Annotated in this window: 21 protein-coding genes, 1 pseudogene and 1 riboswitch; of the genes and pseudogenes, 15 read left to right on the forward strand and 7 right to left on the reverse strand. The window is 72.2% G+C overall.

Annotation, left to right across the window (positions count from 1 at the left end; translation table 11 throughout):
• Positions 1-304 precede the first annotated feature (304 nt).
• The gene (locus tag ACZ43N_RS23600) at positions 305-673 is read left to right on the forward strand and encodes a hypothetical protein (RefSeq protein ID WP_468100108.1); all 369 of its coding nucleotides are present in this window, start codon (positions 305-307) and stop codon (positions 671-673) included.
• 65 nt (positions 674-738) lie between these two features.
• Here ACZ43N_RS23600 and ACZ43N_RS23605 read toward each other — a convergent pair whose 3' ends face one another.
• Complete coding sequence (locus ACZ43N_RS23605; protein ID WP_468100110.1) at positions 739-1,320, reverse strand: hypothetical protein; 582 nt, start codon at positions 1,318-1,320, stop codon at positions 739-741.
• A 371-nt stretch (positions 1,321-1,691) separates the two neighbouring features.
• On the opposite strand from ACZ43N_RS23605, the gene ACZ43N_RS23610 reads away from it, so the two are divergent.
• From ACZ43N_RS23610 to ACZ43N_RS23620, 3 genes are all read left to right on the forward strand, one after another.
• Positions 1,692-2,546 (forward strand): bifunctional methylenetetrahydrofolate dehydrogenase/methenyltetrahydrofolate cyclohydrolase, encoded by an 855-nt coding sequence (locus ACZ43N_RS23610; RefSeq protein WP_468100111.1) that lies wholly within the window; start codon positions 1,692-1,694, stop codon positions 2,544-2,546.
• A gap of 187 nt (positions 2,547-2,733) precedes the next feature.
• A complete protein-coding gene (locus ACZ43N_RS23615; protein WP_468100113.1) occupies positions 2,734-3,288 on the forward strand; it encodes a DUF3017 domain-containing protein in 555 nt (184 codons plus the stop codon).
• 464 nt (positions 3,289-3,752) lie between these two features.
• A complete protein-coding gene (locus ACZ43N_RS23620; protein ID WP_468100115.1) occupies positions 3,753-4,247 on the forward strand; it encodes a helix-turn-helix domain-containing protein in 495 nt (164 codons plus the stop codon).
• Positions 4,248-4,313: 66 nt separating this feature from the next.
• On the opposite strand, the gene ACZ43N_RS23625 is transcribed toward ACZ43N_RS23620, so the two are convergent.
• Entirely contained in the window at positions 4,314-4,847 is a 534-nt protein-coding gene (locus ACZ43N_RS23625; RefSeq protein WP_468100117.1) for a peptidoglycan-binding domain-containing protein, read from the reverse strand.
• A 495-nt stretch (positions 4,848-5,342) separates the two neighbouring features.
• On the opposite strand from ACZ43N_RS23625, the gene ACZ43N_RS23630 reads away from it, so the two are divergent.
• The 3 genes from ACZ43N_RS23630 (at position 5,343) to ACZ43N_RS23640 (ending at position 9,730) form a co-directional block, all read left to right on the forward strand.
• Entirely contained in the window at positions 5,343-6,590 is a 1,248-nt protein-coding gene (locus ACZ43N_RS23630; RefSeq protein ID WP_468100118.1) for an XRE family transcriptional regulator, read from the forward strand.
• A 1,117-nt stretch (positions 6,591-7,707) separates the two neighbouring features.
• The gene (locus ACZ43N_RS23635; protein WP_468100120.1) at positions 7,708-8,697 is read left to right on the forward strand and encodes a malate dehydrogenase; all 990 of its coding nucleotides are present in this window, start codon (positions 7,708-7,710) and stop codon (positions 8,695-8,697) included.
• Between the two features lie 223 nt (positions 8,698-8,920).
• Entirely contained in the window at positions 8,921-9,730 is an 810-nt protein-coding gene (locus tag ACZ43N_RS23640; RefSeq protein WP_468100122.1) for a hypothetical protein, read from the forward strand.
• Between the two features lie 64 nt (positions 9,731-9,794).
• Here the strand turns inward: ACZ43N_RS23640 and ACZ43N_RS23645 are convergent, their stop codons facing one another.
• Positions 9,795-10,937 (reverse strand): FAD-dependent oxidoreductase, encoded by a 1,143-nt coding sequence (locus ACZ43N_RS23645; protein ID WP_468100124.1) that lies wholly within the window; start codon positions 10,935-10,937, stop codon positions 9,795-9,797.
• A gap of 120 nt (positions 10,938-11,057) precedes the next feature.
• Between ACZ43N_RS23645 and ACZ43N_RS23650 the strand changes: the two genes are divergently transcribed.
• A complete protein-coding gene (locus ACZ43N_RS23650; RefSeq protein WP_468100126.1) occupies positions 11,058-11,768 on the forward strand; it encodes a TetR/AcrR family transcriptional regulator in 711 nt (236 codons plus the stop codon).
• Positions 11,769-11,777: 9 nt separating this feature from the next.
• Here the strand turns inward: ACZ43N_RS23650 and ACZ43N_RS23655 are convergent, their stop codons facing one another.
• Positions 11,778-12,548 carry a LolA-like protein gene (locus ACZ43N_RS23655; protein ID WP_468100128.1) on the reverse strand — a complete coding sequence of 257 codons (771 nt, stop codon included), beginning with the start codon at positions 12,546-12,548 and terminating at the stop codon, positions 11,778-11,780.
• Positions 12,549-12,823: 275 nt separating this feature from the next.
• On the opposite strand from ACZ43N_RS23655, the gene ACZ43N_RS23660 reads away from it, so the two are divergent.
• The 3 genes from ACZ43N_RS23660 (at position 12,824) to ACZ43N_RS23670 (ending at position 16,053) form a co-directional block, all read left to right on the forward strand.
• Positions 12,824-13,195, forward strand: coding sequence for a hypothetical protein (locus ACZ43N_RS23660; protein WP_468100130.1), 372 nt, complete (start codon positions 12,824-12,826; stop codon positions 13,193-13,195).
• A gap of 19 nt (positions 13,196-13,214) precedes the next feature.
• On the forward strand, positions 13,215-14,399 hold the full coding sequence (locus tag ACZ43N_RS23665; protein WP_468100132.1) for a glutathionylspermidine synthase family protein: 1,185 nt from the start codon (positions 13,215-13,217) through the stop codon (positions 14,397-14,399).
• An 86-nt stretch (positions 14,400-14,485) separates the two neighbouring features.
• Positions 14,486-14,573, forward strand: a riboswitch (ZMP/ZTP riboswitch).
• Positions 14,574-14,604: 31 nt separating this feature from the next.
• Positions 14,605-16,053 (forward strand): glycine hydroxymethyltransferase, encoded by a 1,449-nt coding sequence (locus ACZ43N_RS23670; RefSeq protein WP_468100133.1) that lies wholly within the window; start codon positions 14,605-14,607, stop codon positions 16,051-16,053.
• Between the two features lie 339 nt (positions 16,054-16,392).
• On the opposite strand, the pseudogene ACZ43N_RS23675 reads toward ACZ43N_RS23670, so the two are convergent.
• Positions 16,393-16,665 (reverse strand): annotated as a pseudogene (locus ACZ43N_RS23675) (siderophore-interacting protein); the annotation flags it as partial.
• 143 nt (positions 16,666-16,808) lie between these two features.
• On the opposite strand from ACZ43N_RS23675, the gene trpS reads away from it, so the two are divergent.
• Together trpS and ACZ43N_RS23685 are read left to right on the forward strand one after the other, a co-directional pair.
• Positions 16,809-17,801 (forward strand): tryptophan--tRNA ligase, encoded by a 993-nt coding sequence (gene trpS / locus ACZ43N_RS23680; RefSeq protein WP_468100135.1) that lies wholly within the window; start codon positions 16,809-16,811, stop codon positions 17,799-17,801.
• A 175-nt stretch (positions 17,802-17,976) separates the two neighbouring features.
• Positions 17,977-18,558 (forward strand): 2'-5' RNA ligase family protein, encoded by a 582-nt coding sequence (locus ACZ43N_RS23685; RefSeq protein WP_468100136.1) that lies wholly within the window; start codon positions 17,977-17,979, stop codon positions 18,556-18,558.
• Between the two features lie 49 nt (positions 18,559-18,607).
• Here ACZ43N_RS23685 and ACZ43N_RS23690 read toward each other — a convergent pair whose 3' ends face one another.
• Together ACZ43N_RS23690 and ACZ43N_RS23695 are read right to left on the reverse strand one after the other, a co-directional pair.
• Positions 18,608-19,363: a decaprenylphospho-beta-D-erythro-pentofuranosid-2-ulose 2-reductase gene (locus ACZ43N_RS23690; RefSeq protein ID WP_468100137.1), complete on the reverse strand. Its 756-nt coding sequence runs from the start codon at positions 19,361-19,363 to the stop codon at positions 18,608-18,610.
• A gap of 51 nt (positions 19,364-19,414) precedes the next feature.
• Positions 19,415-20,824 carry an FAD-binding oxidoreductase gene (locus tag ACZ43N_RS23695; RefSeq protein WP_468100139.1) on the reverse strand — a complete coding sequence of 470 codons (1,410 nt, stop codon included), beginning with the start codon at positions 20,822-20,824 and terminating at the stop codon, positions 19,415-19,417.
• Between the two features lie 143 nt (positions 20,825-20,967).
• Between ACZ43N_RS23695 and ACZ43N_RS23700 the strand changes: the two genes are divergently transcribed.
• Positions 20,968-21,504, forward strand: coding sequence for a phosphatase PAP2 family protein (locus ACZ43N_RS23700; protein WP_468100141.1), 537 nt, complete (start codon positions 20,968-20,970; stop codon positions 21,502-21,504).
• Positions 21,497-22,438, forward strand: coding sequence for a decaprenyl-phosphate phosphoribosyltransferase (locus ACZ43N_RS23705; RefSeq protein WP_468100142.1), 942 nt, complete (start codon positions 21,497-21,499; stop codon positions 22,436-22,438). Before ACZ43N_RS23700 ends, ACZ43N_RS23705 begins: the two co-directional genes overlap by 8 nt.
• Positions 22,439-22,454: the final 16 nt, after the last annotated feature.

The following is a 22,454-nucleotide window of genomic DNA, read 5'->3' on the forward strand; positions in this document are numbered from 1 at the left end:
CCGGCGCGGTGGTCTGCCCGCACGCCCTCGGAGGCGCTGTCCGTACAGGCCCGGCAGTGGGGGTGAGCCGTGTGCGATGCCCGGTGAGGGCGCCGATCCGTACGCCACCCGATCGGGGCTCTGCTCGTCCGCGCCGGGCGGGGTCGCCGGGTCGAACCGCCCCGTGGTGTCACGGGTCCGGGGGCGAGTTCGCGGGAGCGGCAGGCCTGGCCTTCTGAAATGGCCGATACCCCGGTACAGAGGCATCCGTTCCGCTGCGAGGCTCAAGGGATCAACCCAATCGCCAGAGTCTCAGGGGGCAGTCATGGGCAAAAGGTCTGGTCCGGCACGGCGGATCGCGGTCGTCGGCGCGGTGCTCGCCGTCGCGTTCGGTACCGGGATCAGCGGCGCCGCGAGTGCCACCGCCGCCGTGGACGAGGCGGCGGTCGTCTGTCCGGTCGGGTACCTGTGTCTCCAGCCGCAGTCCGGCTCCCGGCCGGTGCTGGTGAGACAGGGCGACCGAGCTTCGTTCAGTCCCGCGCTGCGGGTCGCCGAGGTCACCAACAGCACGAGAGTCACCTACTGCGTGAGCGGTGACTTCAGCTATGCGCTCGGTGCGGGCGGCACACAGGGCCGGGACAGTTCGGTGATCTCCGTGGCACCGATGCCGGCCGGCGGGGCCTGCCTGGCCTGAACGTGCCGAAGGGCCGTACCCCTGGAAACCGCCGACGGGGTACGGCCCTTCCGGTGCTCGGCGGCTCAGTGGCGCGGGCGGTTGAACCACGCCTTGCCGTTGGCGTTGCCGGCGAAGACGGCGATCAGGATGCCCAGCACCAGGTGGACCAGGCCGATCAGGAAGAACGGGTAGATGCTCAGGACGGCGGTGATGATGCCGAAGACCAGCGCGGCGACGCGTACACCGTTGCCGCCGCTCTTGAACTTCACGGCCAGCATGATCGCGTAGACGAGCCAGCCCACGGCGAACACGGCGATCGCCCACATGAGGCCCACGGGGATGTCACCGAGCGCGTCCTGGAGCGCAGGGTCCTCGGTCTTGTCGCTGGCCGCGCTCACGGCCACCGCGCCGATCGCGTACAGCAGCACGCCGATCACCTGGAGACCGGCGATGACCCAGAGCATCACGCGGGCAGCGCTGACCGTGCTGGGCATGGTCGTGGGCGCGCCGCCCGGGAAACCACCGCCGTACCCCTGCGAGACCGGCGGGGCGGTCGGGTAGCCGTAGCCGGGCTGCTGGGGCTGGTTCTGCTGCGGGTAGCCGTAGCCCTGGGACGGCTGCTGCTGGGGCTGGCCGTAGGGGTTGTTCGGGTCGCCGAAGCTCATGGCGGGTCTCCTCCGTTGCCTGGTGCGGGGACGCGCGGCACGGGTCGGAGGAATGCCCTGATCTGTTGTGGTCACGCCCCCCGGCAGTGCCCGCGGCACTGTGCCCCAATCGTTTTATATGCCTGCCCGGATGTCCAGCCACATTCTCGGGACGTTGTGCAAGTGCAACACATCCGATCTTGGCCGACAGGCGGCGCGGCGGGGTGTCGGGGGAGCGGCGGGAAGCCCGGTCCGGGGGCGCCCGTGGCGCGTCCGCCGACCGTTGGCGGTCCGTCCGCCGACCGTTCGGGGGGCCGCCCGCAGACCGTCCGCGGGTGTCCGATGGGCGACCGGATTGGAACCGGGAGCCCGTCATCCGCGAAGATTGGGCCATGACCGCCCAGATTCTCGATGGCAAGGCCACCGCAGCCGCGATCAAGTCCGATCTGACCGCCCGCGTGGCGGCGCTGAAGGAGAAGGGCGTCACGCCCGGCCTCGGCACGATCCTCGTCGGGGACGACCCCGGCAGCCAGAAGTACGTCGCCGGCAAGCACCGCGACTGCGCGCAGGTGGGTATCGCCTCCATCCAGCGCGAACTGCCCGCGACCGCCACCCAGGAAGAGATCGAGGCGGTGGTGCGGGAGCTCAACGAGGACCCCGCCTGCACCGGATACATCGTCCAGCTGCCCCTTCCCAAGGGCATCGACGAGAACCGCGTTCTCGAGCTGATGGACCCGGACAAGGACGCCGACGGCCTCCACCCGATGAACCTCGGGCGCCTCGTCCTGAACGAGCCGGCCCCGCTGCCCTGCACCCCGAACGGCATCCTCACCCTCCTGCGTCACTACGGCGTGGAGATCAAGGGCGCCGAGGTCGTGGTCGTCGGCCGCGGTGTGACCATCGGCCGCCCCATGCCGCTGCTGCTGACCCGGCGCAGTGAGAACGCGACGGTGACCCAGTGCCACACCGGCACGCGTGACCTGGCCGCCCACCTCAAGCGCGCCGACATCATCGTCGCCGCCGCGGGCTCCGCCCATCTGGTCCGTCCCGAGGACGTGAAGCCGGGCGCCGCCGTCCTCGACGTCGGCGTCTCCCGCTCCGCCGAGGGCAAGATCGTCGGCGATGTGCACCCGGATGTCGCCGAGGTCGCCGGCTGGATCTCCCCCAACCCCGGCGGCGTCGGCCCCATGACCCGGGCCCTGCTGCTCGTCAACGTGGTCGAGGCGGCGGAGCGCAGTGCCGGCTGACGACAGGGCGTCGGGGAAGGCCGAGGGCCCGGTGAAGCCCGGGACGTCGGCGAAGCCGAGCACGTCGCGGACGCCGACCGGTTCGGGGACGCCGAGTACGTCGTCGGCGCCGACCAGGTCGGTCGGGCCGGGCGCGTCGGCGAAGTCGGTCAGGGCCGAGAAGCCGGGCGCGTCGGAGAGGACTGGGATGCCGGGGCGGGCGGGGGAGACGGAGAAGACCGGGACGGCGGCGGTGGCGTCCGGTGCGCCGGACGGGATCGAGGTGCCGGACCCCATCAGCGCGCCCGACGAGATCGAGGTGCGGGACCCCATCAGCGCGCCCGACGCAGAGGGCAGGCCCGTCCGCGTCACCCGGCGCTTCCCGATGTTCACCAGGGACACCGCCCGGCCCGAGGGCGGCGGCCGGGCCGCGCCCCGGGACGCGCCCGCGCCCGCGCGGCAGTGGCCGATCCTCGCCGTGCTCTGCACCGTGGGCCTCGGACTGCTGCTCACCGCGTTCGACGCGTTCCGGCTCGGCACGATCCTGATCGGCGCCGCGCTGCTCGCCGGGGCGCTGCTGCGCTGGCTGCTACCGGACGTCGGCATGCTCGCCGTCCGCTCCCGCTTCACCGACATGGTCACGTACATAGCGCTGGGCACCGCCATCGTGCTCCTCGCGCTGATGGCGCAGCCCAAGCCGCTGCTGGAGATCCCCTTCCTCAAGGACACCCTGCACTTCACGGTCGGCGACGAGACCGGCTGACCGGACGCGAGACGGCGGCCCGTCCCCTCCCCCGAGTCAGGACGGACCGCCGTCGCGATCCACCCTTGTGCACGGCGAACTCCCGGTTCAACAGCTGCCGACCCGCTGTGGCACGGAAGTGACAATTCCGCCGAGGTGTCCCCGCCCGGCCACGACGGCGGCACCCGCGGGTCATCTCCGCATGCCTGCCGCTCCCGGCCCCCCGCAGTGAACCCACCGGCCGACCGCCAGCAGGCCGCTGGGTGCCCCTGCCCCGTCGCCCCCGTCGCCCCCGTCGTCCCATCGCCTGGCCCCGTAACCCCGCCCCCGGCGCACCCACACGCCGGTCCGCCGCGCGCCCTTCCCGCTCGTGTACGCCGGGGGGACGCCTCACGCGCCCGTGCCGGTGGCCGGGCCGGCGGGAACCGGTCTCCCCACGGCCGTCGTCACTTGCTCAGACCCCGACCGAGCCCAGGAGGCAGTCGATGAGCGCCTGGCAGCCGCTGCCGGACGGACTCCCCCCGGAGGTGCAGCACTTCGTCGAGCAGATGCGGCTGCTGAAGGACCGCACAGGGCTCAGCCTGGTCGCCCTCGGGGCCCGCACCGCGTACAGCAAGTCCTCCTGGCAGCGGTATCTCAACGCGACCCAACCCCCGCCCCGCCAGGCCGTCGTCGCCCTGTGCAAGGTCGCGGGGGAGGACGCCGAACGATTCGGGGTGCGCTGGGAGCTCGCCGTACGGGTCTGGCCGCGCCCGGCGGCACCCGCCGTGACCCCGAACCCGCCGTCGGCCACCACCGGAGCCGCGAAGGGGGAGCCGGAGGCGTACGAGGACGACCCCACACTGCCGTGGTGGGACACCCCCGCCGAGGAACCGGAGCCGCGCCGCCCCGGCCGGCTCGCCCTCTGTGCCGCGCTCGCCGTCCTCGCCGTCCTGGTCCTCGTCGGTGCCGCACTGCTGGGGGCCGCCACGCTGTCGTGACGGCCCCCTCGTCGCAGGTCGGCGGCAGCCCGACGGCACCTTTCGGGGCGCCGTCGGGTCCGGACCTCAGCCCCGCCAGTCGTACGCGGCGAGCTTCCACTTCGAGCCGATCCTGACGTAGTACTTCCCGTCGAGCCGCTTGAAGGTCACCTGGTTCTCCGTGCCCGTGTACGTGACCAGGCCGCCGGTGTACGGCCCGTCCAGGAAGCCGTCGGCCTGCCCGAAGGTCTCCTGACCGACGATGCCGTCGATGTCCTCCAACTCCTCCTGCGCCTGCCAGTACTTCGTGGCCGAGCGGGTCTTCCAGCCGAAGATCCCGTCGATGTCCCACTGGGTGAAGGTGTGCAGATTCCCGCCGGAGTCCTTCCACTTGGCGCCGTCGGCGTAGAGCACGCTCTGCCACAGCCGCGTCGCGTTGCTCTTGGAGTGGCTGTTCACGGACAGCGTGCCCTCGTCGCCCCAGTCGTTGTACGCGGCGCCGGCGCCGTCGACGACGTGCGGCCCGGAGGCCGTGGCGAGCGGAGCGGCGGCACCGAGCGCGAGCCCGGCCGAGGCCGTCACGGCGGCGGCCGCGAGCAGCAGCCTGGCCTTGAGTTGCATGTGATCCCCCTGGTCCCCGTATGACCCTTCGACCTTCACCGGTGCACAGGACGCCGACGCCACTCCCGTATCCCTGTTCGACGCGGGTGGCTGTGCCTGTGTGGTGGTCGTGTCGATGTGCTGACGAGTTCGAGGATTTACCGACGATCGGCTCGGTGCCAGGGCTAGCGTGAGCATTTGGGACGGTCCGGGACGTCCCGCGCGGGGATCTGTCATTCCGTCCGGAAGGCCGGGATGTCGGTGGGACACTGGACCACGGGCCGGCAGGGGGCGCGCAAGGGTGTGCGCCCAGCCCGAAATGCTCCCGCGCGCCCCTTTTCCGGGAACTGACGTCCCGGCCGGGTGCATCCCAATGGGTAGTCCAGAACGGGGTTCGAAAGAGGGACCTCGGGCTCGGTCACGGACCAGGATTCAGCGAGGGCATCATGCGCGGCACAGGGATAGTCGGCACGGGGGGCATGTACAGAGACGCTCGGGGGGAAGAGGGGGGAATCAATGCCTCGTTGGAGGGCCTTGCCGGATGAACTCGATCCGCAGGTGAGGGAGTTCGCAAGCCAGCTGCGCAGACTCGTCGACCGCGGGGGGTTGAGCATCGCGGCGGTGGCCGACCGTACGGGCTACAGCAAGACGTCATGGGAGAGGTATCTCAACGGCAGACTGCTCGCGCCGAAGGGCGCGATCATCGCGCTGGCCGAGGTGACCGGTACCAACCCCGCCCATCTGACGACCATGTGGGAGCTGGCCGAGCGCGCCTGGAGCCGCTCGGAGATGCGCCACGACATGACCATGGAGGCCATCCGGATATCCCAGGCGCGCGCCGCGCTGGGTGAGACCGGGGGCCAGGCGGCCGTCAAGGGCGGGAGGAACGCCAGGGCGGGCCGGAGCGCGACGGTGACACCGGGCGTTGCGGGCCCGGCGGGGGTCTCCCCGACCGTCCCGGCGCAGCCCCGGGGACCGGAGGAGGAACGCACCACCCGCCCGTCGTACGGGAGTTCGGCCCCGTCATCGAGACCGTCGTCCGCCGCGTCCTCGTCGTCGCCGTACGGCGGCGGGCCGGGAGCCGTCTCGGGTGCTCCCCGTGTCAGCTGGGGCGCCACCCCGCCCTCGTCCCCGTCCGGCACGCCGTCCACTCCGTCGCCCTCGGTCGCGGCGTCGTCGGCCCGTGCGGGCGGTGACACGGCGGCTCCGTCCGGCGTCTTCGGACCGCCTCCCGGCGGCACCGGCCGACCCGACGGCGGCGATTCGGCACCCAGGCGGCGGGTGTCGATGTTCCTCGCGGGAGCCGTCGGCGCGCTCGTCGTGATCGCGGCGGCCTTCTTCCTCACCCAGGGCGACGGCGGGGGAGAGGCCGAGGGCAAGCCGCCCACGAACACCTCCGCCGGGCCCGGCACCGAACCCGACCTCCCGGCCGGCGTCAAGTGCGCCGGCGCCGGCTGCACCGGCAAGGACCCCGAGGCCATGGGGTGCACGGCGGGTGTCGTGAAGACCGCCGACGAGGCCACCGTCGGCACGGCCCGGGTCGAGGTCCGCTACAGCGAGAACTGCCGCGCGGCCTGGGCCCGCATCACCCTGGCGGCCCAGGGCGATCAGGTGCGGGTGACGGCCGGCAAGTCCAAGCAGAAGGCGGCGGTCGAAGCGGCCGGCGACAACATCGCGTACACCCCGATGGTCGCGGTCAAGGACGCGGGTGACGCCACGGCGTGCGTGAAGTTGGCGACGGGCGAGGAGGGCTGCACGCGCTGAACCACTGCCCGTCGGACGGGCCGGACGACCGGACGGGCGGCCGGGGGGGGGTGACGAGTCGCCCACGTCGCACGGGCCGCACGCGGTCGCTCGGCCCGTATGGGCCGCGTCGGCCCCACCGGCTGGCAGACCGTAGAGGCCGAACGGGTAGCGCGGGCGGCAGGGCTGACGGACGGCACAGGTCCGACGGGTTGCACGGGCGGCACGGGCTGACGGGCGGCACAGGCCCGAGGCGTTGCACGGGGCCGACGGACCGCAGAGGCCGACCGGGTTGCCCGGGCCCGACGGGTCGCTCGGGCCCGAGGGACCGCAGAAGGCCGAATGTGTTGGCCGGCCGGGACGGGCCCGAGGTGTGGCGCGGGGCCGACGGACCGCAGAGGCCGAATGTGTTGGCCGGCCGGGACGGGCCCGAGGTGTGGCGCGGGGCCGACGGACCGCAGAGGCCGACCGGGTTGCCCGGGCCCGACGGGTCGCTCGGGCCCGAGGGACCGCAGAAGGCCGAATGTGTTGGCAGGCCGGGACGGGCCCGAGGTGTGGCGCGGGCCCGACGGGTCGTACGGCCCGAAGGACCGCAGAAGGCCGAATATGTTGCCCGGCCCTGACGGGCCCGAGGCGTTGCACGGGGCCCTACGGGTCGCACGGGCCCCCGCGCAGACGGACCGCAGACGCCGAACGGGTCGCGGGCCGAACGGGCTGCGGGCCGCACAGGCCGTACCGGCTGACGCGGCCGTGCCCAGGCGGCCCGCGACCAGTCCCGTGACCGGGGGTGACCCCGGTCGCGCCCAAAGTAGTCAGGAATTGATGGGAATGCCTTCCGCTCGCCGGGGCAGGCGGAAGGTACCCCCACGGGAGTCCGGCCCGCCCGGGAGAGCGACACCTCTCCCGGCCCGGCACCCCCAACCGGCGGCCGCCGATGGTCCTTCCCCCCGGACCGGCGGCCGCCTTTCATATGGCCGGCCCGCCACGGCGACGGCCGTGTGTGGTGGGCCACACGAACCCGGCCGTCCGGGATCCCGGATGCGCGATAGCCTGACCACCGATCTCTCTTGACGCCAAGAGATCGATCAAACGTCCGGGGCAGGGACGCCCCACCGCCAGCTGTCATACGGAGAACGCCATGACCCGCACTCCCGTGAACGTCACCGTCACCGGCGCGGCCGGCCAGATCGGTTACGCCCTGCTCTTCCGCATCGCCTCCGGCCAGCTGCTCGGCGCGGACGTGCCGGTCAAGCTCCGCCTGCTGGAGATCACGCCGGCGCTGAAGGCCGCCGAGGGCACCGCCATGGAGCTCGACGACTGCGCCTTCCCGCTCCTCGCGGGCATCGACATCACGGACGACCCGAACGTCGCCTTCGACGGTGCCAACGTGGGCCTGCTCGTCGGCGCCCGCCCCCGCACCAAGGGCATGGAGCGCGGCGACCTGCTGGAGGCCAACGGCGGCATCTTCAAGCCGCAGGGCAAGGCCATCAACGACCACGCCGCGGACGACATCCGTGTCCTCGTCGTCGGCAACCCGGCCAACACCAACGCCCTCATCGCCCAGGCCGCCGCGCCGGACGTACCGGCCGAGCGCTTCACCGCCATGACGCGCCTGGACCACAACCGCGCGCTGACCCAGCTGTCGAAGAAGACGGGCGTCGCGGTCTCCGAGATCAAGAAGCTCACGATCTGGGGCAACCACTCCGCCACGCAGTACCCGGACATCTTCCACGCCACGGTCGCCGGCAAGAACGCCGCCGAGGTCGTGAACGACGAGAAGTGGCTCGCCGAGGACTTCATCCCGACCGTCGCCAAGCGCGGTGCCGCCATCATCGAGGCCCGCGGCGCCTCCTCGGCCGCCTCCGCCGCCAACGCCGCCATCGACCACGTGTACACCTGGGTCAACGGCACGGCCGAGGGCGACTGGGTCTCCATGGGTATCCCGTCCGACGGTTCGTACGGTGTGGCCGAGGGCCTCATCTCCTCCTTCCCGGTCACCGTGAAGGACGGCAAGTACGAGATCGTCCAGGGCCTGGAGATCAACGAGTTCTCCCGCGCCCGTATCGACGCCTCCGTCAAGGAGCTGGAGGAGGAGCGCGAGGCGGTCCGCGCCCTCGGCCTCATCTGATCGGCCCCCCCGCCGGCCGCCCCAGAGGTCATCCGGGCGGTTCCACAACACCGTTGACCCAACGGCTGGGCGTCACGGCCCCATAGCGGGCTCGCACAGGCTCTGTCCCGGTTTCGCCCGGGACGGGGCCTGTCGGCGTGTACGCCGCTATCGTCGTGAAACGTGTTCACGCGCCCGCGCGTCGACGCACGTCGTGAACGCCCGCGGCGGCAAGGGGGACTTGATGACGCACTGGGATCCGGGAACCGGACGCTGGGTGGACGACCCGCCCGGCCCTGGCAATGTGGGGCGCACGGTCGTGGTGATCGTCCTCGCGGCCCTGCTGGGCGGCGGCGCAGGCCTCGGTGTATGGACTCTGGCCGGGCAGGGCGGCGACACCAACCGTACGACCGCCGCCAGCACGTCCTCCTCGACGCCGTCGGCCTCCGCCCCGGCGGCCGGCCCGAAGGGCAGCGGCGACACCGGCCAGGATCTGCCCCAGGGGACGGGCGGAGGCGCGGGCGGAGGTGGCGACGGGGGCGGCGACGGGGGCACCGGCGGGGCGCCCGGTGACGACCCGGCCGGCGGTGAACCCGGCTATGTACGCTCCGAGGACCCGGCCGGGTTCACGGTCGACGTCCCCTCCGGCTGGACCCGCACGGCGAAGCAGCCCGACGGCAAGCCGACCGTCGTGACGTACGAGTCCCCCGACGGCACCCGGGTCCTCCAGCTCTTCGAGGTCAGCGAGGAGAGCCCCGCCGCCTCCATGGACGACGCCGAGAACGCGAACTACGGCTTCGCCCGCCTCGACGGCTACCGCGTCCTGGGCCGCTCCGAAGAGGCCACCTACTCCGAGGTCGTCTACCGCTTCGACGGCGAGAGCGGCACCGGCCCCCGCAGGGTCATCGACCACCGCTTCCTGGCCGCTGACGGCAAGCCCTACGGCGTACGCTTCAGCGCACCCGAGCCGACCTCCTTCACCGACCTCCGTGAGCCGGTCACCAACGCGGTGACGTCCCTGTGTCCGACCGGTACCACCTGCGTACGAGGCTGAACCCAGCGACCCGAACGCACGGCCGGCACCTCCCCGGACGAGTCCCCCCGGGAGGGGCGGCCGCTCAGCCCCGCCGGCCCTGCTCGTACGCCGTGAAGGCCCGCAGGAGCCGTGGGGCCGTGTTGTCCTCGGAGTCGATCCTGTGAAGCTCCGCGCCCTCGAACAGGGCGACCTCGGCGCTGCGCGCGAACATGGCCTGCTCGTACTCCGTGAGCGCGGCCTCGATGTCGTCGGGGTGCGCGGCGAGAGCCCTGCCGAGTTCGGCGCCGTCGAGCATGGCCAGATTGGCGCCCTCGCCGTTCGGGGCCGTGAGATGGGCGGCGTCGCCGAGCAGGGTCACCCCGGGCACCCGGTCCCAGCGGTGCCCGGTCGGCAGGGCGTGATGGGGGCGCATGACAGGCGCGGTGTCGCTCTCGGTGATCAGCGCGGTGAGTTCGGGCGCCCAGCCGGCGAACTCCTCCGCGATCCGCGCGAGGGCCGCGGCGGCATCGGTGAAGTCGATGGCCGCGAACCAGTCCTGAGGCCTGCTCAGCGCCACATAGGCGTGGAGGGTGTCGCCGCTCTCCCGGTGGGCGAAGATCTCCCGGCCCGGCGCGGGCGCCATCAGCATCCCGCCGCCCACCGCTTTCGCGGCGGCCGGGTGCCGGGTGTCGGCGTCGAACAGGTAGGTCTCGACGAACGACGTGCCCATGTACTCCGGTACGGCGGGGGAGAGCAGCGGCCGGATCCGTGACCACGCTCCGTCCGCCCCGACCAGCAGACGGGTGACGAGGGTGTCGCCGTCGGCGAACGTCACCTCGAAACGCCCCTCGCCGAGGGCGCGGGCGCCGGTGACCTTGCGGCCCCACCGGACGGTGCCCGCTGGGAGCGAGTCGAGCAGGATCCGCCGCAGTTCGCCGCGCTGCACCTCGGGACGGCCGCCGGTGCCGTCGTCGGGCCTGTCCAGCAGGACCGTCCCATTGGTGTCGAGGAGCCGCATCGCCTGCCGGCCCTCCAGGACGATGCCGCGGAACTCGTCCATCAGGCCGGCCGCGTCGAGGGCGAGCTGCCCGTCGTGGTCGTGGATGTCGAGCATCCCGCCCTGTGCGCGGGCAGACGGGGAGGGCTCCGCCTCGTGGACGGTGGCCGGGATTCCGTGGACGTGCAGGACACGGGCCAGGGTGAGGCCGCCTAATCCGGCGCCGATGATCGTGACAGATGTGGTCATGGTGGTTCCTCCGCAAGCGAGTTCACAGCGTGAGGCCGACCGGCCTCGCTGGTATGACGTTCCATTCTGGTACGCCGTTCCAACATTGGAACGGCGATCCAGACGTGTCAAGATGGCGGTATGGCAACGCGGACGCGCCGGTCTCAACGGCGCACAGAGGCGCTCTCCCGTGAACGCATCGTCGAGGCCGCGATCGAGTTGCTCGACGCGGCGGGCGAGGGCGGGCTGACGTTCCGGGCACTGAGCGAACGCCTCGCCACCGGGCCCGGAGCGATCTACTGGCATGTGGAGAACAAGGGGGAGCTGCTCGAGGCCGTGACGGACGCGGTCGTCGCCGACGCCGTGGTCCACCCGCCCGTCGGGTCCCCGAAGTCACCGGAGGAGGGGATCCGCGCCGTCGCACTCGGGCTCTTCGACGCGATCGAGGAACACCCCTGGCTCGCGCCGCAGTTGGCGAACCAGCTCGCCCGCAGCCCGTGGGGGGCGGTGGCACCACGGATCTTCGAGAGCGTCGGCCGCCACATCCGCGCACTCGACGTCCCCGAGGACAGCTGGTTCACGGCGACCTCGGCCCTGATGCACTACATCCTCGGCGCCGCCGGCCAGAATGCCGCGAACAGCGCGAGCGCCCGCGCCCTCCCGCCCGATGTGGACCGCGCCCGGTTCCTCGACGCCGTGTCGACGGCGTGGGAGGAACTCGACCCCGACGACTACCCGTTCACCCGGGCCGTCGCCGACCAGGTGCGCGGGCACGACGACCGCGAGCAGTTCCTCGACGGGATCACCCTCATCCTCGCCGGCATCACCGTGGTCCACCCGCCCGCCGGGTAGCCGACCCCGTCAGATCTTCTCCAACTCGCCCGGCAGCTTCGAGACGTCGACGGAGTCGTCCGCCGACGGAGTGTCGGAGGGCACAGGCTCGTCGTAGTCGGTGAAGTCCATGGTGACGTCGGTGCCGTCGCCCTTCTCGGTGGCCCTGACGAGGCGGTGGCCGGAGTCGGTGGTGATGTACAGGGTGGTGGTCGTGCCGGCCTCCGTACCGGAGACGGGGACGACCTTCTGCCGGTCGATCGTCGTCTCGCGGCCCTTCTTCAGCGGGCCGGTCTCCGGGGTGTCGCCGGTGAGCTGGTCCTGGAGGTCCTTGAGGTCGCAGGTGTCGGCCATGCCCTTGAGCAGGGCGTCGGACGTGGAGCCGTGGATGTAGCGGTCCTTGAAGAGCTCGGCGGCCGCTTCGCCCTGGTCGCCGGGGACCTGGGCCTTCCAGAACGCGGCGTCCGGCTTCATCCAGACCTCGTCGCCCTGCTTGACGATCTCGACGCTGCCGCCGTCGGCCCCCATCTCCACAGAGCCGGCGCAGTTGCCGTCCCGGTCGAGGGCCAGATCCATGGAGGTCGGCCGGGTGCCGGCGGCCCGGGTGCCCTCGCTCCTGTCGGTGAGTTCGAGATGCACCGCCTCGGCCTCGCGCAGAGCCTCCTGCGCCTTGTCGGTCAGCTCCCGCGCGCTCGGATCCTCCTCGTGGTCCCCGTACGACGGGGCAGGGGAGAGGAAGAGGGCCGCCGCCGCGGTGCAGACGGCCACCGCCGCGCCGCCGCCCCGGCTGTGACCGGCCATCGCGTCACCTCCGTGGTGCTCCATCCCTCAGCGTAAGGTCGGCCCTCCCCCTGCGCACTTTCACCGGCTCGGCGGTTCCTCCGGCCGTCCGCCCACATCCCGGGCGACCGGCCCCAGGCGAACCGCGGGGAGCCGGTTGGCCGTGCCTGGACTCGATCACTAGTCTGAGCGCCGATAGAGCCTGGGATGAGCCGGGCGCCGAGCGTGGAACCTCGGGGGCCGGCCCCCCGGCCCGGTCCCGCTCGGCAGAGCACACCAGCCCGACGGGGGAGCACATGGGAGAACAGCGCAGGCGACTGCGGTCCAGCACGGTCGTACTCGGCGGCATGGGCGTCGTCGCCGCCGCCCTCACCTCCTGCGGATCCGACCCGGACCGCCGGTGCGTGGACCGCGACAGCTACGACTTCGCCAACGGCTACAAGATCATCGCCGACAGGAACTGCAACTCCAGCTCCTCCTCTTCGTCGTCCTCCGGCAAGAACAGCAAGAGCAACAGCAGCGGCAACCGGAGCCAGCCCGGCACGGTCGACGCCGCCTGGTACTACGACGCCGATGTCACCGGCAACCGGGCCGACTACGGCACCTTCAGCCGCAGCGAGGCCGTCGACCGGGACGGCTTCGGCTGCTCCGGCTCCAGCGGCGGCTGACCCCCCGGGAGACAGAACCATGGAACGCCGCACCATCGAACCCCGGCCCGGCTGGCAGCAGACCGTCGAGGAACAGGGCCTCATCTACCCCCTGACCCGCTACCCGGACGGCTCCCTGCGCCCCTACTGGGACGAGAGTGCCTACTACGTCTTCTCGCTGCCCGAGGTGGAGGCGCTGGAGGAGGTCGTCGAGGAACTGCACACCATGTGCCTGGCCGCCGCCGCGCACATCGTCGAGCACGACCGCTTCGCCGACCTCGGCATCACCGACCCCCGCCTCGTCGGCCTCGTTACCGAGGCGTGGCGCCGGCGCGCCGAACTGCCCTCCGTGTACGGCCGCTTCGACCTGCGCTACGACGGCACCGGCCCCGCCAAGCTGCTGGAGTACAACGCCGACACCCCGACCTCGCTCGTCGAGGCGGCCAGCCCCCAGTGGTTCTGGATGGAGGAACGCTTCCCGGGCGCCGACCAGTGGAACTCCCTCCACGAACGCCTCGTCGACGCCTGGAAGAAGCAGGCCCACCTCCTCCCGCCGGGCACCCCCCTTTACTTCGCGCACTCCGCGGGCGACGAACTCGGCGAGGACCTGATGACCGTCGCCTATCTGAAGGAGACCGCCGAACAGGCCGGACTCGACACCGACTGGATCTCCATGGAGGACATCGGCTGGGACCGCCTCTCCGAGCGCTTCGTCGACAAGAAGCTCCGCTTCATCCGCAGCATCTTCAAGCTGTACCCGTGGGAGTGGCTCACCACGGACCGCTTCGCCCCGCACGTCCTCGCCACCCTCGACAACGGCGGCGGCACCGGCACCACCCTCTGGATCGAGCCCGCCTGGAAGATGCTCCTCAGCAACAAGGCGCTTCTCGCCGTCCTCTGGGAGCTCTACCCCGGCCACCCCAACCTGCTCCCCGCCTACCTCGACGGCCCCCGCGAACTGGCCGCCGGCCATGGCTACGTCTCCAAGCCCCTCCTCGGCCGCGAGGGCGCCGGTGTCACCGTCCACGAGCCCGGCGCCGATCCGGTGGCGCGCGAAGAGCCCTGCTGCTACCAGGAATTGGCTCCTCTTCCGGCCTTCGACGGCAACCATGTCGTTCTCGGCGCCTGGGTCGTCGAGAACGAGTCCGCCGGCCTCGGCATCCGCGAGTCCTCCGGCCTGGTGACGGACGAGTACGCCCGCTTCCTGCCGCACCTCATCCTGTGACGCCCGCTCCCTGCTCCCCGCCGGTCCCCTTGTCGTTCGAATGGTGGACGCCCGGGTCTGCTGGTCGGAACCGCCCGATAAGGTGATCGGCGGGCCGTGACTGGCGCGCTGGGATGGGACGGACCATCGGGGAGCGGCCCGGGAAGATGAGTGCCGTGCGCCTGGGCCGTACCGTGAACGCTGAACGCAACGTCCGGAGGTCCCCATGTCAGCCGAGCCCCTCTCCACCGAGTCCACCGCCTTCCGCTCCGCCCTCGACGTGATCCGCGCCGTCGAGCCGCGCGTGGCCGACGCCATCGGCCAGGAGGTCGCCGACCAGCGCGAGATGCTCAAGCTGATCGCCTCCGAGAACTACGCCTCCCCGGCCACCCTCCTGGCGATGGGCAACTGGTTCAGCGACAAGTACGCCGAGGGCACCGTCGGCCGCCGCTTCTACGCCGGCTGCCGCAACGTCGACACCGTCGAGTCCCTCGCCGCCGAGCACGCCCGGGAGCTGTTCGGGGCCCGCCACGCCTACGTCCAGCCGCACTCCGGCATCGACGCCAACCTCGTCGCCTTCTGGGCCGTCCTCGCCGACCGTGTCGAGGCCCCCTTCCTGGAGAAGGCCGGCGCCCGCCAGGTCAACGACCTCTCCGAGGCCGACTGGGCCGAGCTCCGCCATGCCTTCGGCAACCAGCGCATGCTCGGCATGTCCCTGGACGCCGGCGGCCACCTCACGCACGGCTTCCGCCCGAACATCTCCGGCAAGATGTTCGACCAGCGTTCCTACGGCACCGACCCCGCCACCGGCCTCATCGACTACGAGGCCCTGCGCGCCTCCGCCCGTGAGTTCAAGCCGATGATCATCGTCGCCGGCTACTCCGCCTACCCCCGCCTGGTGAACTTCCGGATCATGCGCGAGATCGCCGACGAGGTCGGCGCCACGCTCATGGTGGACATGGCGCACTTCGCGGGCCTCGTCGCCGGCAAGGTCCTCACCGGCGACTTCGACCCGGTGCCGCACGCCCAGATCGTCACCACCACCACCCACAAGTCGCTGCGCGGCCCGCGCGGCGGCATGGTCCTGTGCGACGACTCCCTCAAGGACCAGGTCGACCGCGGCTGCCCGATGGTCCTCGGCGGCCCGCTCCCGCACGTCATGGCCGCCAAGGCCGTCGCCCTCGCCGAGGCCCGCCGGCCCGCCTTCCAGGACTACGCCCAGCGCATCGTCGACAACTCACGCGCCCTCGCCGAGGGCCTGATGCGCCGCGGCGCCACCCTGGTCACCGGTGGCACCGACAACCACCTCAACCTGATCGACGTCGCCACCTCCTACGGTCTCACCGGCCGCCAGGCCGAGGCCGCTCTGCTCGACTCCGGCATCGTCACCAACCGCAACGCCATCCCGGCCGACCCGAACGGCGCCTGGTACACCTCCGGCATCCGCATCGGCACACCCGCCCTGACCACCCGTGGCCTGGGCACCGCCGAGATGGACGAGGTCGCCGGCCTCATCGACCGCGTCCTCACCACCGCGACGCCCGGCACCACCAAGTCGGGCGCGCCCTCCAAGGCCCAGCACATCCTCGACGCGAAGGTCGCGGACGAGATCTCCCGCCGCGCCACCGACCTCGTGGCAGGCTTCCCGCTGTACCCGGAGATCGACCTCGGCTGACGCCGCCGGACGCCGGACGCCGGACGCCGGACGCCGGACGCCGCTCGTCGCGACCGCGACGGGCGGCCACGTCCGTCGTCAGGCGTCCCGCAGCTCCTGACGGAACCCCCGCGGTCCGGCTTCACGCCGGACCGCCGCGCCACGCAGCAGCACCGTGAGGCCGGAGCCGAGGGCCAGGCCCGGAACCAGCGCGGACATCACCCACCGGGCCCTGATCCTCCAGCCCGGTATCCACCAGCCCGGTCCGCTCGCGGTGCCGTCGGCCGCCACGCAGGAGTCGGCCCATGCCCCGGCCGACGGTCCGACGGTCCGGCGGATGTGTGCATCCCCACGGCGACCCGGATCGGCCGCCGGTGGTGTCAGCGGCTCGGCCGCCACGAGAGCCGCCTCACGGGCTGCCCGGGACCGCCGGCGTCCGGCTGCCGCACTGTGTTCCTCGTCTCATCGGCCACGATCGACAGCAGCCACCGCCGGGACGCGGCGCCGCCCAGGGAAACGGCCGAGCGAGCAGTACGCCTTGAAGAAGGCATGCCGCACCACGTGCTCCGCGTCCGGACCGGCGCCGAGCGCCCGGGCCGCCCCCGGCGCGATGCCCGTGCGGGCGCGCACCATCCCACCTGTGTCCCATCTGTTTCCGGTTGGTTCCGGAACGGGCCCCGATACCTGAGAGAATGGTGAGCATGGCCTCTGACCGCCCACCCGTCGCCCACCACCGCCCTCAAACGGGGCGCTCCGCGCCGCTGCCTCGTTTGCGTGTGCTCTCCGGAATCCAGCCCACCGCAGGCTCGTTCCACCTCGGCAACTACCTCGGCGCCGTGCGCCAATGGGTGGCCCTGCAGGAGTCCCACGACGCGTTCTACATGGTGGTCGACCTGCACGCGATCACCGTTCCGCAGGACCCCGCGGACCTGCGGTCGAACACCCGGCTCGCCGCCGCGCAGCTGCTCGCGGCCGGTCTCGACCCCGAGCGGTGCACCCTCTTCGTCCAGAGCCATGTTCCCGAGCACGCCCAGCTCGGCTGGGTCATGAACTGCCTCACCGGCTTCGGCGAGGCCTCGCGCATGACCCAGTTCAAGGACAAGTCCGCCAAGCAGGGCGCCGAGCGCGCGAGCGTCGGCCTCTTCACGTACCCGATCCTCCAGGTCGCCGACATCCTGCTCTACCAGGCGAACGAGGTCCCGGTCGGCGAGGACCAGCGCCAGCACATCGAGCTCACCCGTGACCTCGCCGAGCGCTTCAACGGCCGCTTCGGCCAGACCTTCGCCGTCCCGAAGCCGTACATCCTCAAGGAGACGGCGAAGATCTACGACCTTCAGGACCCCGCGATCAAGATGAGCAAGTCGGCGTCGACCCCCAAGGGGTTGATCAACCTGCTCGACGATCCGAAGGCCACCGCGAAGAAGGTCAAGAGCGCGGTCACCGACACCGACACCGTGATCCGCTACGACGCCGTCGAGAAGCCGGGTGTCAGCAACCTGCTGACCATCTACTCGACGCTCACCGGGACGGGTATCGCGGAACTGGAGCAGAAGTACGCCGGCAAGGGCTACGGTGCGCTCAAGACGGACCTCGCCGAGGTCATGGTCGAATTCGTGACGCCTTTCCGGGAGCGCACCCAGCAGTACCTGGACGACCCGGAGACGCTCGACTCGATCCTGGCCAAGGGTGCGGAGAAGGCGCGCGCCGTCGCCGCGGAGACTCTCTCCCAGGCGTACGACAAGGTGGGCTTCCTGCCCGCCAAGCACTGAACCGCACCACCCCCGTCGGCCGAGCGCCGACCGCGCCACCAACAGCGCCGTACGAGCGCCGTACATCACTACGACCGCGCCTGCCCGGAACCCCGCCGTGGCCGTACAGTCGATAGCCGGTGGCGCGCCACGACAGACGAAGACACGGACGCATGACACGACGACAGGAGACGACGTGGGGACCGTAACGATCGGTGTGTCGATCGCGGTCCCGGAGCCCCACGGCAGCCAGCTCCAGGAGCGGCGCGCGGGCTTCGGCGACGCCGCGGCTCACGGCATCCCCACGCATGTCACGCTGCTGCCGCCGACGGAGGTCGAGGAGTCCGAGCTGCCGGCGATCGAGGCGCACCTCGTCGAGGTCGCGGCCGCCGGCCGGGCCTTCCCGATGCGTCTGTCCGGCACGGGCACGTTCCGGCCGCTCTCACCCGTGGTGTACGTCCAGGTCGTCGAGGGTGCCGAGGCGTGCACCTGGCTGCAGAAGCAGGTTCGGGACGCCTCGGGCCCGGTGGCGCGCGAGCTGAACTTCCCCTACCACCCGCACGTCACGGTCGCGCACGGCATCTCCGAGGAGGCGATGGACCGGGCGTTCGAGGAGTTGGCCGAGTACGAGGCCGAGTGGCCCTGCACCGGCTTCGCGCTCTACGAGCAGGGCGCCGACGGGGTCTGGCGCAAGCTGCGCGAGTTCGCCTTCGGTGGCCCGGTCGTCCCCCCGCAGCCGGGCGCCCCGGTGGGCGACACCACGCTCCCCGCCCACTGAGGGCCGGCCCGCCAGGGCCGGGCGTGATCCGAACGACAGGTCCCGCGCCCTACAGCGGCAGCCGGCGGAACAGCGGCCTCGGCACATGGCGCAGCGCCGCCATCACCAGCCGCAGGGCCCCCGGTACCCACACCGTCTCCGAGCGGCGCCGCAGCCCGAGCTCGATGGCCGTCGCCACCGCCTCCGCAGTGGTGGCGAGGGGCGTCTGAGGGCGGCCCGCCGTCATGCGCGTGTGGACGAAACCGGGCCGTACGACCATCACATGGACGCCGGTGCCGTGGAGGGCGTCGCCGAGGCCCTGGGTGAAGGTGTCGAGGCCGGCCTTGGCGGAGCCGTAGATGAAGTTGGAGCGGCGGGCGCGTTCGGCGGCCACGGAGGACAGCACGACGAGGGAGCCATGGCCCTGCGCCTGGAGGGCCCGCGCGCAGACCAGCCCGGCCGACACGGCACCCGTGTAGTTGGTCTGCGCGACGCGTACGGCGGCCGCCGGGTCGCGTTCGTCGTGCGCCTGGTCGCCGAGCATCCCGAAGGCGAGCAGCACCATGTCGACGTCGCCCTCGGCGAAGACCTTGCCGAGGATCGTCTCGTGGGAGTCGGGGGCGAGGGCGTCGAAGGTGACGGTGTGGGTGTCGGCGCCGAGGCCGCGCAGGTGGGCGGCGGCCCTCTCCAGGTCGGGCGAGGGCCGTCCGGCGAGCCAGACCGTACGCGTGCGGCGGGCGATCAGCCGGCGGGCGGTGGCGAGCGCGATCTCCGACGTACCGCCGAGGATCAGCAGGGACTGGGGGGTGCCGAAGGCGTCCTTCATGACAGCTCCTGAGCGACTGGGGAACGGGGTGGCAGGTCGCGGTACGGGGGGCTACAGGCCCAGGCGGCGGGCCAGGTCCGACACGAACACGCCGTCGGGGTCCAACTCCCGGCGCAGCGCGCGGAACTCGGGCAGGCGGGGATACATCGCGGTCAGCAGTTCGGGGCGCAGCCGGGCGTCCTTGGCCAGGTACACGCGTCCACCGGCCGCCGCGACCTCCTCGTCGAGCCGGTCGAGGAAGGCGGCGAGGCCGGGCAGGCCCGCCGGGAGGTCGAGGGCGAGTGTCCATCCGGGCGTCGGGAAGGACAGCCAGCCCGGGTCGCTCTCCCCGAACCGCTTCAGCACGGCGAGGAAGGAGGGGCAGCGGTGTGCGGAGATCCGGGCCACGATCCGCCGCAACGTCTCCTCGTGTCCGTGTCCTACGGCGAACTGGTACTGCACGAGCCCGGAGCGCCCGTAGAGCCGGTTCCAGTGCGGGATCCCGTCCAGCGGGTGGAAGAACGTGGAGATCCGCTGGAGCCGGTCGCCGCGGGCCCGGGGGGCCTTGCGATACCACAGCTCGTTGAACAGGCCCACGGTCGTCCGGCCGAGCAGGCCCTCGGGGACGAAGGCGGGGGCGGCCGGAAGACGGGAGGTCCGGAATTCCAACGGACTGCCGAGCGCCTCCCGGCGTGAGAAGTGTGCTCCACGCACGCGTGCGGTCGATGACTCCAGCGCGTCCAGGGACGCGTGCTCGCCCCGGGTGAGGACCGCGCGGCCGGTCGCCGAGCCGCGGGCGAGGAGGTCGATCCAGGCTACGGAGTAGCGGTGGCAGCGGTCGGTGGCCGTGAGCCGGGCCAGCAGGTCGTCCAGGTCGCGGGCGCGTTCGGTGCCGACCGACATCCACGACGTCTCGACGGGCAGCAGCCGTACGGTCGCGGTGAGGATCACCCCGGTCAGGCCCATGCCGCCGGCCGTGGCGTCGAAGAGCGGGGTGCCGGGGACCACCGTGCGGATGCCGCCGTCGGCGGTGAGCAGTTCCAGCGACAGCACATGGCGGGCGAACGACCCGGAGACATGGTGGTTCTTGCCGTGGATGTCCGCCGCGATGGCGCCGCCCACGGTCACCTGGCGGGTCCCCGGGGTCACCGGCACGAACCAGCCCAGCGGCAGCAGCACCTCCATCAGCCGGTGCAGCGAGACACCCGCGTCGCACAGGACCGTGCCGCCGTCCGCGTCGATGGCGTGGACCCTGTCCAGACCCGTCATGTCGAGCACGGCTCCGCCCGCGTTCTGCGCCGCGTCCCCGTACGCCCGCCCCAGCCCCCGGGCGATCCCGCCGCGCGCCCCGCACGCCCGCACGGCGGTCGCGGCCTCCTCGTACGTACGGGGGCGGATCAGCCGTGCGGCGGTCGGGGCGGTGCGGCCCCAGCCGGCGAGGGGGGTGACGCGGTCGGGGACGGGGACGGCGTTGGCTGGCATGCTCGCGACCGTATCGCCGCGAATACCCAGGTATCCGGCGCATCGGCTCACCTTCCCAGACGCCTCACCGAAATGGGTGATTAATGGGATGTCGTTCAAGATTGCCGGAATTCTTGGGTCGCCGCCTAGAAGAGTGGCATCGCATGGACGAAGTTGACGCTGTCGACGGTGTGCGCGGCCTGGACCGGCGGCTGCTCTCCGTGTGCCGGGCCCGAGGCTCGGACCCTCGCATCGCGGCCCTCGCGTGCGGACTGTCCCGGGCCGGGGAGCACGGCGCGCTCTGGCTCGCGGCCGGGCTCACGGGCGCCGTCGCCGACCGGGAGCGGCGTGCCGCCTGGGTGCGCGGCACAGCCGTGACGGCCGGGGCGCATCTGGTGAGCATGGGCGTCAAACGGCTTGTACGCCGCGCCCGCCCCACCCACGTCGAACCGCTGGTCCGCACCGCCGGACGGCACTCCTTCCCCAGCTCGCACGCCACGTCGTCGGCGGCGGCGGTCGTGGCGTACGGGACGCTCGGCGTCGTCCCGCTCATGGCGCCGCTCGCCGCCGCGATGTGCCTGTCGCGGCTCGTGGTGGGCGTGCACTACCCGTCGGACGTGGCGGCCGGAGTGGCGCTGGGAGCCGTCACTGCCGCGCTGGGTGCCCGTTGGGCGACCCGACGGGGGGTGAGCAGTGGCTGAGCACACGACGGTGCTGGAGCGAGGGACGGTCCCCGGAGCGGCGCCGCCGAAGGGCGGGCTCGCGTTCGGTCTCCTCCGGACCGCCCGCCCCCGTCAGTGGATCAAGAACATCCTCGTCGTCGCCGCCCCCGCGGCCGCCGGTGAACTCTTCACGCCCCGCGCGCTGACCCTGCTCCCGCTCGTCTTCGTCCTCTTCACGGCCTGCGCCGCCGCCGTGTACCTGATCAACGACGCCCAGGACGCCGAGGCCGACCGCGCCCACCCGGTCAAACGCCACCGCCCGGTCGCCGCCGGTCAGGTCCCCGCGGCGGTCGCGTACGCCGTCGGCTGCGCCCTCGCCGTCCTCGCGACGGTGGCCGCCGCCTGGCTCTGCTCCTCGTCCACCGCCGCACTGCTGACCGCGTACCTCGGACTCCAACTCGCCTACTGCGCCAGCCTCAAGCACGTCCTGGTCGTCGACCTCGCCGTCGTCACCACCGGGTTCCTGATGCGGGCGATGATCGGCGGGATCGCCCTGGGCATCCCGCTGTCGCACTGGTTCCTCATCACCACCGGGTTCGGCGCACTGTTCATGGTCGCCGCCAAGCGGTACTCGGAAGCCGTGCAGCTCGCGGACCGGGACGGAGCCACCCGGGCGCTGCTCAGCGAGTACACCACCGGATACCTGCGCTTCGTCTGGCAGTTGGCCGCCGGGCTCGCCGTCCTCGGCTACTGCCTGTGGGCCCTCGAGGAGGGCGGCGTCCCGAGCACCGATGTGCTGCCGTGGCGCCAACTCTCCATGGTCGCCTTCGTCCTGGCCGTCCTGCGCTACGCCGTCTTCGCCGACCGGGGCACGGCCGGCGAACCCGAGGACGTCGTCCTGCGCGACCGTGCCCTCGCCTGCATCGCGCTGGTGTGGCTGGCGATGTACGGGCTGGCCGTCACCGACTGGTGATCAGTGCTCGCGTGGG

The organism is Streptomyces sp. NPDC030814, from assembly GCF_055572155.1.

What these genes read in the sequence shown, in the direction of transcription:
- ACZ43N_RS23600 (WP_468100108.1), top strand. Translation starts at nt 305, where the DNA reads ATGGGCAAAAGGTCTGGTCCGGCACGGCGGATCGCGGTCGTCGGCGCG.
- ACZ43N_RS23605 (WP_468100110.1), bottom strand. Translation starts at nt 1,320, where the DNA reads ATGAGCTTCGGCGACCCGAACAACCCCTACGGCCAGCCCCAGCAGCAG.
- ACZ43N_RS23610 (WP_468100111.1), top strand. Translation starts at nt 1,692, where the DNA reads ATGACCGCCCAGATTCTCGATGGCAAGGCCACCGCAGCCGCGATCAAG.
- ACZ43N_RS23615 (WP_468100113.1), top strand. Translation starts at nt 2,734, where the DNA reads ATGCCGGGGCGGGCGGGGGAGACGGAGAAGACCGGGACGGCGGCGGTG.
- ACZ43N_RS23620 (WP_468100115.1), top strand. Translation starts at nt 3,753, where the DNA reads ATGAGCGCCTGGCAGCCGCTGCCGGACGGACTCCCCCCGGAGGTGCAG.
- ACZ43N_RS23625 (WP_468100117.1), bottom strand. Translation starts at nt 4,847, where the DNA reads ATGCAACTCAAGGCCAGGCTGCTGCTCGCGGCCGCCGCCGTGACGGCC.
- ACZ43N_RS23630 (WP_468100118.1), top strand. Translation starts at nt 5,343, where the DNA reads ATGCCTCGTTGGAGGGCCTTGCCGGATGAACTCGATCCGCAGGTGAGG.
- ACZ43N_RS23635 (WP_468100120.1), top strand. Translation starts at nt 7,708, where the DNA reads ATGACCCGCACTCCCGTGAACGTCACCGTCACCGGCGCGGCCGGCCAG.
- ACZ43N_RS23640 (WP_468100122.1), top strand. Translation starts at nt 8,921, where the DNA reads ATGACGCACTGGGATCCGGGAACCGGACGCTGGGTGGACGACCCGCCC.
- ACZ43N_RS23645 (WP_468100124.1), bottom strand. Translation starts at nt 10,937, where the DNA reads ATGACCACATCTGTCACGATCATCGGCGCCGGATTAGGCGGCCTCACC.
- ACZ43N_RS23650 (WP_468100126.1), top strand. Translation starts at nt 11,058, where the DNA reads ATGGCAACGCGGACGCGCCGGTCTCAACGGCGCACAGAGGCGCTCTCC.
- ACZ43N_RS23655 (WP_468100128.1), bottom strand. Translation starts at nt 12,548, where the DNA reads ATGGCCGGTCACAGCCGGGGCGGCGGCGCGGCGGTGGCCGTCTGCACC.
- ACZ43N_RS23660 (WP_468100130.1), top strand. Translation starts at nt 12,824, where the DNA reads ATGGGAGAACAGCGCAGGCGACTGCGGTCCAGCACGGTCGTACTCGGC.
- ACZ43N_RS23665 (WP_468100132.1), top strand. Translation starts at nt 13,215, where the DNA reads ATGGAACGCCGCACCATCGAACCCCGGCCCGGCTGGCAGCAGACCGTC.
- ACZ43N_RS23670 (WP_468100133.1), top strand. Translation starts at nt 14,605, where the DNA reads ATGTCAGCCGAGCCCCTCTCCACCGAGTCCACCGCCTTCCGCTCCGCC.
- ACZ43N_RS23690 (WP_468100137.1), bottom strand. Translation starts at nt 19,363, where the DNA reads ATGAAGGACGCCTTCGGCACCCCCCAGTCCCTGCTGATCCTCGGCGGT.
- ACZ43N_RS23695 (WP_468100139.1), bottom strand. Translation starts at nt 20,824, where the DNA reads ATGCCAGCCAACGCCGTCCCCGTCCCCGACCGCGTCACCCCCCTCGCC.
- ACZ43N_RS23700 (WP_468100141.1), top strand. Translation starts at nt 20,968, where the DNA reads ATGGACGAAGTTGACGCTGTCGACGGTGTGCGCGGCCTGGACCGGCGG.